At 62.1% G+C, this 13,540-nt stretch carries 9 protein-coding genes and 1 pseudogene; 5 read left to right on the top strand and 5 right to left on the bottom strand.

Features of this window, described 5'->3' with window-relative positions:
• Nucleotides 1-1,203 precede the first annotated feature (1,203 nt).
• From QTH97_RS34790 to QTH97_RS34775, 4 genes and pseudogenes are all read right to left on the bottom strand, one after another.
• A complete protein-coding gene (locus tag QTH97_RS34790) occupies nucleotides 1,204-1,713 on the bottom strand; it encodes a hypothetical protein (RefSeq protein WP_286573193.1) in 510 nt (169 codons plus the stop codon).
• Between the two features lie 157 nt (nucleotides 1,714-1,870).
• Nucleotides 1,871-3,513, bottom strand: a pseudogene (locus tag QTH97_RS34785) (ISL3 family transposase).
• 163 nt (nucleotides 3,514-3,676) lie between these two features.
• Entirely contained in the window at nucleotides 3,677-5,680 is a 2,004-nt protein-coding gene (locus QTH97_RS34780; RefSeq protein ID WP_286573192.1) for a phospholipase effector Tle1 domain-containing protein, read from the bottom strand.
• Nucleotides 5,681-6,138: 458 nt separating this feature from the next.
• Nucleotides 6,139-7,161 (bottom strand): hypothetical protein, encoded by a 1,023-nt coding sequence (locus QTH97_RS34775; protein ID WP_286573190.1) that lies wholly within the window; start codon nucleotides 7,159-7,161, stop codon nucleotides 6,139-6,141.
• A 279-nt stretch (nucleotides 7,162-7,440) separates the two neighbouring features.
• On the opposite strand from QTH97_RS34775, the gene QTH97_RS34770 reads away from it, so the two are divergent.
• Nucleotides 7,441-8,811, top strand: a complete 1,371-nt coding sequence (locus tag QTH97_RS34770; RefSeq protein ID WP_286573188.1) for an ISKra4 family transposase — start codon at nucleotides 7,441-7,443, stop codon at nucleotides 8,809-8,811.
• A gap of 42 nt (nucleotides 8,812-8,853) precedes the next feature.
• Here the strand turns inward: QTH97_RS34770 and QTH97_RS34765 are convergent, their stop codons facing one another.
• Nucleotides 8,854-9,186 (bottom strand): hypothetical protein, encoded by a 333-nt coding sequence (locus tag QTH97_RS34765; RefSeq protein ID WP_286573186.1) that lies wholly within the window; start codon nucleotides 9,184-9,186, stop codon nucleotides 8,854-8,856.
• 257 nt (nucleotides 9,187-9,443) lie between these two features.
• Here QTH97_RS34765 and QTH97_RS34760 point away from each other — a divergent pair.
• The 4 genes from QTH97_RS34760 to QTH97_RS34745 all read left to right on the top strand — a co-directional run bounded on the left by QTH97_RS34760 (nucleotide 9,444) and on the right by QTH97_RS34745 (nucleotide 13,325).
• Nucleotides 9,444-10,687, top strand: a protein-coding gene (locus tag QTH97_RS34760; protein ID WP_286573185.1) for an IS3 family transposase whose coding sequence is annotated in 2 segments (ribosomal slippage) — nucleotides 9,444-9,741 and nucleotides 9,741-10,687 — 1,245 coding nt in all. Because the reading frame shifts where the segments join, the coding sequence is not laid out codon by codon here.
• A gap of 306 nt (nucleotides 10,688-10,993) precedes the next feature.
• On the top strand, nucleotides 10,994-11,746 hold the full coding sequence (locus QTH97_RS34755) for a hypothetical protein (protein WP_286573184.1): 753 nt from the start codon (nucleotides 10,994-10,996) through the stop codon (nucleotides 11,744-11,746).
• A 25-nt stretch (nucleotides 11,747-11,771) separates the two neighbouring features.
• Nucleotides 11,772-12,572 (top strand): hypothetical protein, encoded by an 801-nt coding sequence (locus QTH97_RS34750; protein WP_286573183.1) that lies wholly within the window; start codon nucleotides 11,772-11,774, stop codon nucleotides 12,570-12,572.
• A 12-nt stretch (nucleotides 12,573-12,584) separates the two neighbouring features.
• Nucleotides 12,585-13,325 carry a cupredoxin domain-containing protein gene (locus tag QTH97_RS34745; RefSeq protein ID WP_286573182.1) on the top strand — a complete coding sequence of 247 codons (741 nt, stop codon included), beginning with the start codon at nucleotides 12,585-12,587 and terminating at the stop codon, nucleotides 13,323-13,325.
• Nucleotides 13,326-13,540 lie beyond the last annotated feature (215 nt).

The raw sequence follows: 13,540 nt of genomic DNA, 5'->3' as shown, positions 1-13,540 counted from the left end.
CAAAGTCTCTGCATCGCTTTCCTGCGGTGGCTCTGGTCGACGGGAGGCAAATGGTTCATGCGCGACTGTACCGGGCGAGCATGAAGAATCCGCAGCTTCGCGAAAGTGTTACTTCGGCGCCCGGCGTCGCACGCGACGGCGTGCACGACCTCGAAGGTCAAGATGCGGATACCGTGCATCCCCGGGATGACCGGATGCCGGGCGTGAGGCGGCCTCGTCCTCGAGTTGCGGTAGAGCCGCCCGCCCCTCAACTCTACTCTAAACGGGCGAGCAAGAGAGGGGAGGTCTTCATCTTTTCCGTGCGACTCAGAGGTCCATCGTGGGCACTCGGGGCCGCACCGCGTTTAGTGCGTTCAAGGTGACGACCTGACAAACAAGCTGGTTCGGGTGTCGCACATACCGTCACGATCGACGAGCTGCAGTTGGCGCTGCGCGCGGCGGACGTTTCGCCCATCGATCAGCTTGCGGAGCGCCATTGAACCCTCTGAATACGCGCCTTCGCGAGTTAGAAACTGATGATCTGACGCTGCAAATATGATGCGACGAAATACGGAACATCGTTGAAAGAGTTCCCACCGATAGTCTCCATCCGGCGTCCGCTTTACCGCCACTTTGGTGTTTGAGTCGCCATTCATCTAAGGATTGTTAGGCCAACCAAAGTGGGTTTACCTCTGGGTGAATGCAATAGTTGTAAGTAACAAATACCCGCATAGGCGGAGACTCCGAGCACAGACAGCGCGGCCGTCGCCATGTGGCGGGCGCGCATTTACGAGGAGCATCCTTCGCGAGATGGCGCATCTAGGGGCGTTGCCGACGTAACCGATGCGAGACGCCCTGACGACCTCGGTAGTCCCGCTTCTGTGCTATTGCGATTTGCGGCCGTGGGCGTACGACTTCGGCAGCGGCTTGGCCATGTACGGCGGCTGGCAAAGGCGCCAACGAGCAGCTTCTTCGGCGACATTAACAAGGCGCGCGCAATAGGGGTGGTCGTACTTATGTTGCAAAACAGTGCGCAGAGCTACGAGTTCTCATTTGAAATCAATGACTTGCGTGAAATCCGATTGCACGCCTGTCCCGCATTCGCAAGTGCCTGTCGCATAACGATTTTTCAATCTCAAGCGCACCGATTTTCACGGAAAGTACGACCACCCCGACAACTGCTCGGTAAGCCTTCCGATTGCCGCCGCTGCCGGTGCCTACCTGCTATGGCTGATCGTGATTGCCATCCTGCTCAAAAGGGCAGCGGAGCAGACCCGCACATGTGCGCTGCAACGCATGGAAGAAGACCTGCGCTGGATGACGGGCTCGCCGGCGCATGCCGCGCTCATCGAGCCGTTCAAGTCCCTGATCGAAGCCGTCAAGACTAATCAAACAGGTGCCTTCGCGCGATTCTTTGATCAGCCGCTGTTCAAAGCGTTGCTCGTGCCGCTCGGCGGCGCAGGCGGTGCCCAACTGATCGAGAGCTTTCTGATGGCGCGATGACTGTTCTTGGACGATCTCTAAGTCCTGCCGGTTCCGCTCGATGCGCAGGGTCATCGACGGGCGCCGCAGTTGGACATGGGCGGCATAGGCCTGCTGTTTCGCCAAGGCGATGGCATCGAGCTCCCACTGGTGAACTTCGAGTCCCTTCAGGCTGCGGATCTCGGCGCAGGATGTGAATGGATCGGGAGGCATCAACCGCCAGGCCTGCGGCTTGTTGGAGTCGACTAACACAGAAGGTCGTCTCTTGAGCAAACTGCAGTCGTGCACGGTTCCGACGTTCTTGCCAGAGGTCCTCAGCTCGGATCGGACTAGCCTGTTCGCAGGCGGTCACAGTCGCCGGCCTCATCGATGGGCCGCGGTCGGCAATATCGATGCGCGCGTTTGTGCGTCAGTTCTGGCCCAGAACTCGCAGCCGTAGCAACTCGACGCTTGCCCGTCCGTACATCTGGCGCTTGAGGAACTTCAAGCGGTTGACATGGCCCTCCGTCTGGCCATTGCTCCACGGCAGCGTGAAGGCCGCCCGCACGGCGGCCAGGTCGTTGCGCAAACTCTTCGCGAAACTTCGCATCTCGGGCGCGCTGCACTTCGACAAACGCTCAAGCCAACGATCGAACTCCCGAGGACGGCGCCGGTGCATGAGTCCAAGGAACTCACGTGCAAGGCTGCGGACCTCGGCGACCACCGGTTCGATCTTGCACAGCGCCTGTACGAACCGCTCGTGATCAGCATGCTTGGGCTCTTTGAATGCCAGCTTCCTCCATCCCACCAGCCAGCCGAATGCGCGCCGGGCCGACGGACACGGCAGGGTGCGCACAGGAGCGACCGCCGACGCGGGCTTGCCCTGCGGAGACAGCAAGCGCGCCACGCAGTCGCGCACAGTGGCGCGACAGCCGGTATAGCCCCGCTGCCGGATCTCCTGCCAGATCCGCCTCGGACAGTAGCAGCCTTGGGCGACCCTCTCCTCGATATAGCGCCGGTGGGCATCCAACGGCGTTGGACCCCGCGCCTTGAGTGCGCGCTCCGGAAAAGCGCTGCTGGTGACGAACTTGCGCACGTTCGATAGTCGATCGATAGTTCGCGCGCGATGCCTTTCACGGTGCCGCCCTGGGTGCGCAGCGTCATCACCTTCTCGTACAACGCCAGACGTGCGGCACGCCGGTCATCACTCAGGCGCTGCCATCCGCGAAGTCCAGCGCCTCGCGGCAACCCCGGACGCCCCAGTGTCACACCGCCAACGGTGACCTGCTGCGCGGCGTGGCGCAGTTGCGGCCCCAGTCGATGCAGCATTCTTTCGACGTTGTCGCGCAGGTTGCTCAGTAGATGCCAGCGGTCAGAGACCTGCGTGGCTGCGGGGAGTGCAATGTCTGCGGCCTCGGAGTAGGCCCCGGTCCGATCCCGGGCGACGACCCGTATGGAGGGATTGGCACGCATCCAGGCCGCCACCGCGGTCGCTTCACGCCCGGCGAATACCTCGATCGGCTCGCGACGTTCCAGATCGACGACGATGGTCCCGTAGTGGTGACCCTTGGCAATCGCCCAGTCGTCGATGCCCACGATTCGAGGGAGGTGCTTGCGTCGGGTCACAGCCGATCGGCGCAGCTCCCGCAACACGGTGTCGGCACTGGTGCTCAAACCCAACTCGGCGGCGAGCCGCCTGGCCGCCTCACCACCCAGGGCATGACCCAGTGCATGCAAGGCCCGAGCATGTGATCGGGTGCGACGTTGATGCCGGCCCGCCAACGCGTGGATATCCTCGGCGAATGTTCGACGGGGACAGTCATTGTTCAGGCACTTGAAGCGCCGCGTTTCGACAGAGAGCACGACCTGCTCGTCAAGGACGGGGCGCTCCGCGAGTTGGCGACAGTAGCTTCCGTGCAGACGACCGCTCCAACATCGGCAGGTCGGACATGGTGCGGCGCGCACGGTACTGCGCGCCTGCACCACCAGATTCCCTCGCCGATTGATGCAGCCGACGACGCGCTTGCCCACCCGAGCGAAAACGCGATCGATTACACCGATACCACTGGCCATGTTGCCCAGAGATGAGGTCGACCGGAGACGCAATCAAGCCCTCCCACTTGGGCTTCACACAAAGTGCGGAAGACCCGGATTTACTTTCTTCTACGCCTGAGTCATCTTGGCCGAACTTTGCTTGACTTATCGGGGAAGCCCTTGTAGTGACAGAACCCGCTGCCTACACCGTCGTACTCCCTGAAGCCCGGAGTGCATCAACAACCGCAGAGCGGACGAGCCTGTTCGGCGTACCCGTAAGCTGTTTACCGGCGGTGTCGTGGATCCAGACCACGCCGTCCCGCGTCAGAACCGAGGGATCTCGAACGGCACTTCCCGAACGAGCCCACTCCCTCCTCGGCCACAGGCCGGAATTCACCGGCGTCTGCCTCGGAACTTTTTCAATCAGCCGCCACAGGCGCGTGTGCGACGGCGTGACCTTCGCGTCGGCCAACCCGCCGAACTTCTCCAGATATGACTTTCCGTCCGAACTGATCCTGATGCCAGCCAAGACCGCCTCCGTGAGCATCCAGGTTAACGCGATGTTGCCGGCCGGCGTGTCGTCGCCGTCGTTGCCGCCGCCAACGTCCGAGTGGGAGCCCGTGAACCACACCTCCTGAATGCACTGACGTTCCACTGCCGCCCGATCGTCGGCACTCAGTCGAGAGGCAGCGCCGCCGGGACGGCGGTCGATGTCGAGCCATCCCCAGGTTGTCGCATCGAACCAGCCCCGGCGTTCGTCCAGCGCCAGGGCATGGCGTACCGTCCTGACCGAGGGGTTGTGCCGCAGATGCGGCAGCAGTACGGGCCGGAGGCCGCCATAGGACTTGACGGTGTCCCACAGTCCCAAGAACCAGACTTCGCACCTTCGCTGGCGCTGCTCCGCCCAGAACCGCTGCACCGCGGCTTGGTCAGGCACCATCGGTTCGTACAAGCGCCAAGCGAGACTGAAGACCGCGTCGACGTTCCTGCATCCAATCGGCGGCAGCCCGCATCGGTGCAACAGTCCAGCGAGAACGCGGACGGTGAAGGCACCGCGGCTGAAACCGAACATGAACACCCGGTCGCTCTTGCGGTCATGCGATTGTGCAAGGCAGCGGTACATCTGCTTGACGTTAGCGCGCAAGCCGGCGCCGAACGCAAGCCCGCGCAGCAGGGTCCACAACTCGATTGGCGGCATGACCGACTCATGAGGGCCCGGCAGCACGACAAGCTCTTTCAATGAATGCCTCTCGAGCTTGAGTCGCTCGAGTTCTTCCCACCGGCGTGCATCGGTGCCAATGCCTTGGTCGTAGGCGACGACCTGCACATCAGAGTCACCTGCGTCGAGCAGCTCGGCAATACGGGCGACGTTCGATTTTCTGCGGGTAAACGAGTTGCCAGTACCGTCGGCGCAGATAACGATATTCCTGGCTGGGCGCTCTTGGGAACCGGCGGCCGAGGTCGGCACTTGGGTGGCTTCGAAAGCAACCGGCGCCTCGCGACCAACGACTTTCCTGATCGCCGCCGCGATCTCCGCCTCCTTGGATAGCCGATCCTGGATTGCGACGTCAGTTGGCCACGGTTGAACGTCGTCAGTGGCTCCATGGGGTTTGAAGTAACTCTCGACAACGTTGAGCGCGGCATCGAGATGACCGGTGAGTCTATGTTGATCAATTGCGCCCGAACTCAGGTCTTCGCACGAACGCAGCGCCTCGGCGACCGCGAAAATCCGCCAATAGTTGTAGGGTACCCACAAGTCGCCACGACCGAACCAGGCGAGATACTGCGCCGAAATGATGTCCTCGAAGGTTTCGGCAAGATGCAGTTCCCGATGGGCGTCGCTCACCTTGGCGAACGCAGCGGCGGCGCTGCAGTGCTTCACCTGATCGGGCAAGTACAGCACCGCCGTCTTGGCCTTGCTGTACGAACGTCGCGACTCGCGGAAGCGGTCGAAGCGTTGCGCGGACTCGTCGATGGCCTTCGGAAGCGCCACAACGAGGATGGCGACGATCACGCCGCTGAGGACGAACTTGAAGACGTCGATGAAGTGGGGCAGGAGTTGGACGCTCAGGTTCCACAACCTGATCGCGTCGGCGATCACAATCGCGACAAGCGCAAACAAAAATAGGACGCCTGCGAGCAGTAGCCATAACGTCACGCTGGCTGCGAGTCTGGGCTCCGGCGGCGGTGCTCCGGTGTGTTTCATGGCGGCTCCATCTCAAGCGGCGGCAGGAGTGCTCTTCATCCTCAAGGCGGCAGACGATACGCCGCAAAGAAGTGAACAGCAATGCTCGCGAAATCAAAGACTTAGCGAAATGACCCCGCGCCGTTGCTGGAGATGCGAACCGTCACTTTTAACACCGAAAACAAATCGACCCCGAGATCGCGCGGCGCTAAGACCGGGTCGACGCGATCGCCGCAGCGCGCGCCCGACTGGAGCAACGCCAACGCGAAGCCACGGCCGTGGCTGGTTGGGCCTTCGACGTAAATGACCCTTTCATTCGCGATATCCGCCGGTTTTTTGACCGGCGCACCAAAATCCCGGACAGGCTCGCAAGGGCCAGTTCAAGCTTCGTTGGCTGCGACTTCAAGGCGAAGCCGCACCGCCATGTTAAAGCGCGACCCATGCGTGGGCCACTCTGGGTTGCCTTCTCGCTGCCCAGTCTAACTTCGACGCCCGGTGTAGCAGTCATGGATCCACATCGGCGGCAGGTCGCAGAGCAGCGATGCCCAATGAGCCGCCTCTTTGTCTGGAGACCCGGCAGGAATGTAGGTTCTCAACTCGACTGGATCGAGAGCCCTGTAGGCTTTGGCTCGCCTGCGCATCTTCTCCTCGGTGCCATCGTTTTTGCGTTTTTGTTTTTTGGCCGTCTCCTTTGCACTTTGTTCGCCATCGATCAAGGACCGCCCCCCGAAAAGATCGGCGCATAGCTCCATCAATTTCTGATTGTCGGGTCGATCTGCCAAGTCGATGTCTTTGGCCTGGTCAACGATCCGCTTGGCAAGTTCTCTCATCCCGGCCCTGCGCACTTCCATTTGGCGGGAGAAGCGCCAGGCGAATAATGAAGTAGAGAGCACCGCAAGGAAAAGTGCGCCAAAGTACACGAAAGGCCTGGGCTCCACGCCTGCCAAGAATCCGAAGTGCTGAGGCCACGTCTTACCAAGGAAGACTCGGCAGACCTCAAGCACTGGAGCGAACAGAAGGGTCAGCCACAGGCAGATGGTCGCGCCATAGATGAGGGCGATTCCATTGTCATGCTCGACCTTCCATGAAATTGGAGTCGATAGCGTGAGCCATGCCTTCGGCCGATGGGCAAACGCCCCATCCGGAACGCCGATCGCTCGCTCGATTGCCGCTGCACGCCCGACCAGCTCGTTGTACAGTTGATTGTTTCTCTCGTTGTATGTGGCCACGCCGATCGTCGCGACGAGGCCAAAGAGCGCCAGCAAGAAGCCGGAAGTTTGGAGAATATTCTTGCTCGTGAGGGCGGCGGTTGCGGCGGCAGCGATCGGAAGAAGCGCGAGCAACCTGAATCGAATGTCGGTTAGGGTTCGGAAGTTACTGGCGACTTCGCCGTACTCCTTGCGAAGCGACTCGAGCCGGGCCGCTTCCGCGACCGCCTCAGCGTCGCGTTTCGCGCGAAGGCGCTGAAGAACCGGGCCCTCGGCTTTGGGACGAATTGCCATAGCCATTTCCCTCCTCGTCGCCAAGTTTGGGGGATCGCAGACAATTCACGCAAGTCCAAAAGGTATGAGGAGCCGCGTCGGATGCGCCGGCGGCGGGTGCATCCTCAGGGCGAATGATGCCCCACGTGCACGCGACGGCGAAGCCGCCAGCCGGCGCAAAACGATGAACTTCGTGGCCGTGAAATCGGTGGAGCAGCACAGGGAGCGAACAAAATCGGGGGCGGTGTACTGACGGGCGACAGGCGCAAGATGCTCCCTATGGGCTGCTGGAGAACGAGCATGCGAATCACCGTCGAAGCCAAGATCGAGCGAGCTGATGGGTCGCGACAGACTGTCGAGATTTTCTGCCTCGAGCGCGCGCCAGATCCGGCCCCGCGCTGCGGCATCGGCGTTCTGCTGTCGGAGTCACGCGACCTGCTGGGCAACCTGCAACGCGTGGTTCTTCGAGAGCAGGCCGACGAGATCGTCGCGGCGGCGAGGCAATGTCGACGCTGCTCACAGCGTTTGGCCGTCAAGGGCAGCGCCGGCATCGTGTATCGGACGGCGTTTGGCAAGGTGACGCTTGAAGCGCCGCGTCTGTATAGCCGCTGCTCGGCGTGTGGCGCGCGGGTCGCCGCATCAATGTCCTGCAGCCCGTTGGCACTGGCATTGCCTGAACGAAGCCACCCGCAATGGGTCTGGCTGCAGACACGCTACGCCAGCGTCATGTCTTATAAGCTGGCGCGCAGCTTCCTGGCCACCGGCTTCGCTGGCGCGATGGATCTGCGGGCTTCGAGCATCCGTTCGAGCGCACAGCGCATCGGCGCTCGGCTCGAGAAAGAGATGCAGCAACGCGCCGAGGCGTTCTGGACCCTGCATCACGACGACGCGGCCATTGATGCTCGAGCTGCGGTGCATGCGCTCCAGATCGACGCTGGCTACGTCCGCAGCGTCCCGCAGACCGAGGGCGCCAGCTGGATCTCCGTGATCGCGTCCAAGGTCGTCCGACCAGAGAGCCAACGCACCCATGCCCACGCGTACGCTGGTGGTGGCACTCTATGGCGAGGAGATCGCCAGGAGGCGTTTCTCGCGTCCGTTGGCATTGGTGGCGATGTGCCTGTCGTGCTGCTATGCGACGGTGGCGAAGACGTCGGCGTTGCCCGCCTAGGAAATCGGAGCCTGCGGATTCTGGACTGGTTCCATATCGGCATGCGCTTCAGGCACCTGCAGCTCGCACTGAAAGGGCTGCCCGGCGTCGATGACGCTGAGCGTGAACGTCTGTTGAGAAGGGCCGAGGGAGCGAAGTGGTTGCTGTGGCACGGAAGGGCGGAATCCTGCCTTGCGCGACTCCAGGAGTTGCGGCGCGACACGGGCTGGGTTGGCAAGCGAAACGCACTGGGCGCCCTCGCAGCCAATCTCGAGAACGGCAAGGCCTGCCTCACCAACTACGCAGCGCGGCGCGCGCGAGGTCTGCCGATCTCATCAGCGGGCGCCGAGTCGGCTGTCGATCACGTGGTCGGCCAGCGCATGAAGCGCAACGGGCACGCGCGCTGGACTCGCCGTGGCGCGAACCACCTTCTCCAAGTGCGTTGCGCCGTATTGAATGGCCAAGACGTGCGCAACTTCAAGCGTTGGTATCCGACGCAGCGGCCGCTCGCGACGGCCTCGTAGAGCAGAAGGAGTCACCCCCGATTTTGTTCGCTCCCAGCGGCATTACCTGACCTCAACAGCAAGATCGACTTGCCGGACGCGGTTTGAAGTGTCGACTTGGACCGTCACCGTGTGGTCAAGAACGGGCAGACCTTGGTGCTTCTGCTGCATGGTAACGATTCGGCGGGCTGGCGTACTGACGCTCTTGATGACGTCGAGGTTGGCGGCGATGCCTCCAAGCTGAAGACGCTCGTCGTGGGCTTGGAGGAATTCGCGGACCGCATCCTCCATGGAGTCGCCAACCGGCATGTCGAACTCGCCCATGACCTTGCTCGGTCGGCCAGTACGGGAATTGCGTCGGATATCTGCACCCTCGCGTATCGATTGCTCAGTCATCGTCGCTCCTCCCCTCAAATAGCGGTCTGCACAAGTCCCCGCTTATACGCCAGACAAACTTGCGTGCAGCATCAAATGTGATGATGCGCTGCCCACTGGAATTCGTAGTACGTCGGTCTAGATGCGAAGCGTCAAGAGGTTGTTTCTTGACTTGTGAGCTGGCCCCTTGAATGACAGGACACGGTCCATCGCTTATCTTTGAAGATTGGAGTAGGACTGTGAGTACGAATAGGAATACGGATACCGTCGAAGCGATCATGAAGGACCAGCGCCGCAGGCGCTGGTCCCTCGCTGAGAAGTCTGCGCTCGTCAAGCGTACCTACGAGCCGGGCATGAGCGTGTCGCTGGTGGCTCGCCAGGAAGGTGTCGCCGCCAGCCTGCTGTTCCAGTGGCGCAAGCTCGAACGCCAAGGCGCCCTGATGGCCGTGTCCGCTGGCGAGGCGGTAGTGCCAGCTTCTGAACTCGCAGCGGCGCGCGCCGAGATTGCCAAGTTGCAGCGCGTGCTGGGCAAGAAAACGCTGGAAAACGAAATCCTCAAAGAGGCAGTGGAGTACGCCGCCGAAAAAAAGTGGATTGCGCGCTCGCCCTTGTTGCCCGGGGACGGTCAATGATGACCGTCTGCCAGGCATTGGGGTTGGCGCGCTCGAATGTCCATCTGCTGCGCAACCGATCGGCCTCGTGGATCGATGGCCGCACACAACGCACGCCACGCAGTGACGAACAACTTCTGTCAGACATCCGCGAGCAGATCACGGACCTGCCGAGCTACGGCTATCGGCGAGCCTGCGCGCTGGTCAATCGCCAACGCGCGGGGGTGGACGCCCCGCGTGTGAATCCCAAGCGCGTCTATCGCGTCATGGCAGCCAACGCTTTGCTGTTGCCCAAGGCGCCGCGGCGTCCGCAGTCCAGCCGCAGGCACACTGGCACCGTGTCTGTTGAGGCCAGCGACACCCGCTGGTGCTCGGACGGCTTCGAGATCAAGTGCGACTCGGGACAAACCGTCACCGCCACGTTCGCCAAGGACTGCTGTGATCGCGAGATCGTGGCCTTCCGAGCATGGGAGGGCAAAGGGCTGCCGGGCGAGCCGGTGCGCGAGATGCTCATCGAGGCGGTGGAAAAGCGCTTCGGCACGGTAGAGGCCCTTCCTGCGGGCTACTCGCTGCAATTCCTGACTGACAACGGCAGCGCCTACATCGCCCACGAGACTCGACGCATCGCCAAGTCGCTCGGGCTGACGCCGGTCAATACGCCAGTGTGCAGTCCACAGAGCAATGGCATGGCCGAAAGCTTCGTCAACACCTTCAAGCGTGATTACGTGGGACGCATGGACCTCAGCGACGCCCCGACCGTACTGGCGCAATTGCCAGCTGCGTTCGAGCACTTCAACGAGATTCACCCGCACTCGAGCTTGAAGATGAAATCGCCGCGCGAGTTCAGGCGGCAACGGGTTGAGCAGACACGCCGCGCTCAACTTGAACAGCCGGCGCTACATTGCGTATAGGCCGTGTCCTGAGATACGGGGGCAAGATCACTTGATGGGAAGCATCGCTGTCAGGCGTCCGGTGGCGGTCGGCTCGTTCAGGCCGTGCCTCCTCATGGAGAACGGTCCTGAAGCTCGAGGAGTGCGCGACGTTGCGATACCCCAGCTCCTTCTTGAAGTTCGCCTGAATCGAGCCTTCAAATTGGCGCCGTCCGACGAGAGCGCCGGACACCGGCAGAGTGCGTTCGGTAAGTGAGAGTGGTGGACGACCGAGGCGTGTGCTTGTCCTCAATTTGTGTGATGCGCAAGGGAGAGTAGGCATCTAGGATGGGCGCGGTATCTGTCCCATCTGATCTTCTTCGTAGGAGGGCGCTCATGAGCTTGACCGAATCCCAGGCGGTCTTTGCCAGCGTACATGAGACCGCGATCAACGACTTCCTGACCGCCTTTTGCAGAGCGCGGCCCCGCTACCTGAACTACGGTTCGCCGGCCTTCACGCCCGTCACCACCGTTGCCGAAACAAGGATGGACGCGATCGCCTTTCCGGGCGTGGCCGGCGGCATCCAGTGGCGGTTGCGGCTCAGCATTCCGAAGATCGACCTTTTCAAGCAGACCGATCCTCTTCCCCCCGAGCTGGTCCTCGGCCCCGGCCAGTTCAGCGCTGAAATCGATGCGGAGCTCTGCATCGAGTGCCGCAAGATCCGCATCGACCCTAAGCCGCCGCGCCCGCCGCGCGGCAAAGACAATCCCAATGAGCCGCCGCACGACGGCCGGCAGCACCCGATCGCCGAACTCACGTGCTTCCGTCTTCGCGTCTTTGCGATCGGGCATCTGGAGCAAGTCGTTACCACGACCGGCGAGGATGCGATTGCCTTTGCCGTCGACTTGATCGAGATCGTCGACATCCAGCCGCCCGAGCTCGAAAGCTTCCTCGAATGCCTTCTGTTCATGATCCTGCAGGCCGTCTTGGCCGGCATTCGCCTGCCGCTCGATGCGCTCCGAGCCGACGCATTCCCGCTTGCGCTTACCGTCGGTCCACTGATCGAAGACGATCAGATCAAGGCACGCGGAACCCTCTGATCCCACGCACTATCGGAGAGCAGTTATGCCCGAAATCATTGCAGCAGTGGACGAGATCACCGCCAACAGCCTAATCGACACCGCGATCGGAGCGATCCCGCCCCAGTCGGCAAGCGGGTCGAGCAGCCTCGGCCCGTTCGTGATCACCTATGGCGCGAGTGCAACGCTGGTAAACGGCAATGTCGACCTGCAAGCGCCCGACATCATCGGACTGCGCGACGTGCGCATGAATTTCACGCTCAACTTCAGCTTCGGCTTTGATCTGAGCACGATCCTGCCCGACTTCTGCTTGCCGCAAGTCTGCGTCCGCATCCCTTGCGTCGGTCGGGTATGTACGCCGCGGATTTGCATCGACTGGCCGACCATTGAGATCCCCGTCTCGTTCGCCGACTTCGTCGAGGCCGATGGCGACTTCCGATTGGTCACGACGCTGAACGGCGGCGTATGGAAGGTCGAAGCCGAGATCGTGGGCCTGCCCAGCCTGCGGTTCGGCCTCGCGACGGGAGCGCTGCTGCTCGCGATCGGCGCGGCCGCAGCTCTGGCCCTCGCTCCGATCCCGTTCATCGGGCCGTTCCTGGCGATCGCAGTCAACGCAATCCTGCTCGCGATCGGCATTGCCGGCGTGACGGGTCTCCTTGGCCCGATCCTATCCCCGTTCATCAGCGGCCTGCGAATACCGATCCACGAATTGTCGCAAGTCTTCGAAGTGCTGCCGGTCGAGGGCCCCGTCGATCCGCGTGTCACCGTCAAGATCGACGCAATCGCTGCCGAAGTCCGTACGAGCGACGAGGACGAACTTGTCCTCACCGCCGACATCTCCGCCTGAAGGAGCAACGAAATGCTTGAGCCCGCCTCCCTCCGCATGTCCCCCAAGACCGGCTGCTGCGAGCCAGATTCCAACACCCCATCGCGTGCCGCCGGCCTTAACGTGTTCGACAGCCGCGCGATCGGCCGGGCGAGTTGCTTCGCCCAGCGCTTCATGCGGTCTGGTGTGTACGACTACGCCGTCGTGCCTGGCCACGGCCATGCGCTCGCGGCTGAGTATCCGTTCCGCGTCGTTGTCGACGAGGAGAAAGGGCGCGAGATGACGCAGCACGATGTGCTGGTGAAGGACGCCAAGCGCGGCTTCGACGTCGACCCCCAGGAAGTCCGGATAAACACAGGCGACCTAGTGCTGTGGAGCGGCGCCGGGCGCACTACGGCCGTCTTTTCTGTTGTCGGCGAGCAGGGCTTCTTCAACAGCGCCCGGATGATGAATGAGTGCGGCTACAGCCACGCCTTCGGCACGGCCGGCGAGTATCGGTGGATCGACGCATACGGTAGCCACATCGGCGGCGTCGTGCGCGTCGGTGATCCCAAGTCCGACGACCCTCAGGCGTTCGCCAAATGGAAGCGCACGCTCGGCGACGGCGAGCTGGTCATGATCCAGGACGGCAAGGTCGACCGGAAGGAGATCGACATCGTGACCGGTCAGACCGTGTTCTTCGCCGTCGTGACGGGACCCGGCATCTCGATCACCGACGCCCGGCTGCTCAACATTGGCAATGCGCCCTCCACCAACGCGAAGAAGGCCCCCTAGCCGGCCAGTGCTAAGCCTTGACAGCTTGACATCCTTGGGTGACTTCACACTCACGAGGTTCGCTCAAGGCAAAAGCAGCCGGGACCGTCTGGCCGGCTCGCAGCGAGGCTGTGTGAAAACGGTTGAAGGACTCACACAACTCGCCTAAGTTATGGCAACTCGTCGAGAGGGGTCACATGAGGCGATTCATCGAAGGAGAGGACCGAACTCAGGTC

It is taken from the genome of Variovorax gracilis, assembly GCF_030317115.1.
GTDB classification, from domain to species: domain Bacteria; phylum Pseudomonadota; class Gammaproteobacteria; order Burkholderiales; family Burkholderiaceae_C; genus Variovorax; species Variovorax gracilis.
The sequence above is the reverse complement of the archived record's forward strand: the minus strand, read 5'-3'. Positions and strand labels throughout refer to the sequence as shown.

Excerpts from the sequence above, each read along its gene's own strand:
- QTH97_RS34745 (WP_286573182.1), top strand. The coding sequence starts at position 12,585 with ATGCTTGAGCCCGCCTCCCTCCGCATGTCCCCCAAGACCGGCTGCTGC.
- QTH97_RS34750 (WP_286573183.1), top strand. The coding sequence starts at position 11,772 with ATGCCCGAAATCATTGCAGCAGTGGACGAGATCACCGCCAACAGCCTA.
- QTH97_RS34765 (WP_286573186.1), bottom strand. The coding sequence starts at position 9,186 with ATGACTGAGCAATCGATACGCGAGGGTGCAGATATCCGACGCAATTCC.
- QTH97_RS34775 (WP_286573190.1), bottom strand. The coding sequence starts at position 7,161 with ATGGCAATTCGTCCCAAAGCCGAGGGCCCGGTTCTTCAGCGCCTTCGC.
- QTH97_RS34755 (WP_286573184.1), top strand. The coding sequence starts at position 10,994 with ATGGGCGCGGTATCTGTCCCATCTGATCTTCTTCGTAGGAGGGCGCTC.
- QTH97_RS34780 (WP_286573192.1), bottom strand. The coding sequence starts at position 5,680 with ATGAAACACACCGGAGCACCGCCGCCGGAGCCCAGACTCGCAGCCAGC.
- QTH97_RS34770 (WP_286573188.1), top strand. The coding sequence starts at position 7,441 with ATGCGAATCACCGTCGAAGCCAAGATCGAGCGAGCTGATGGGTCGCGA.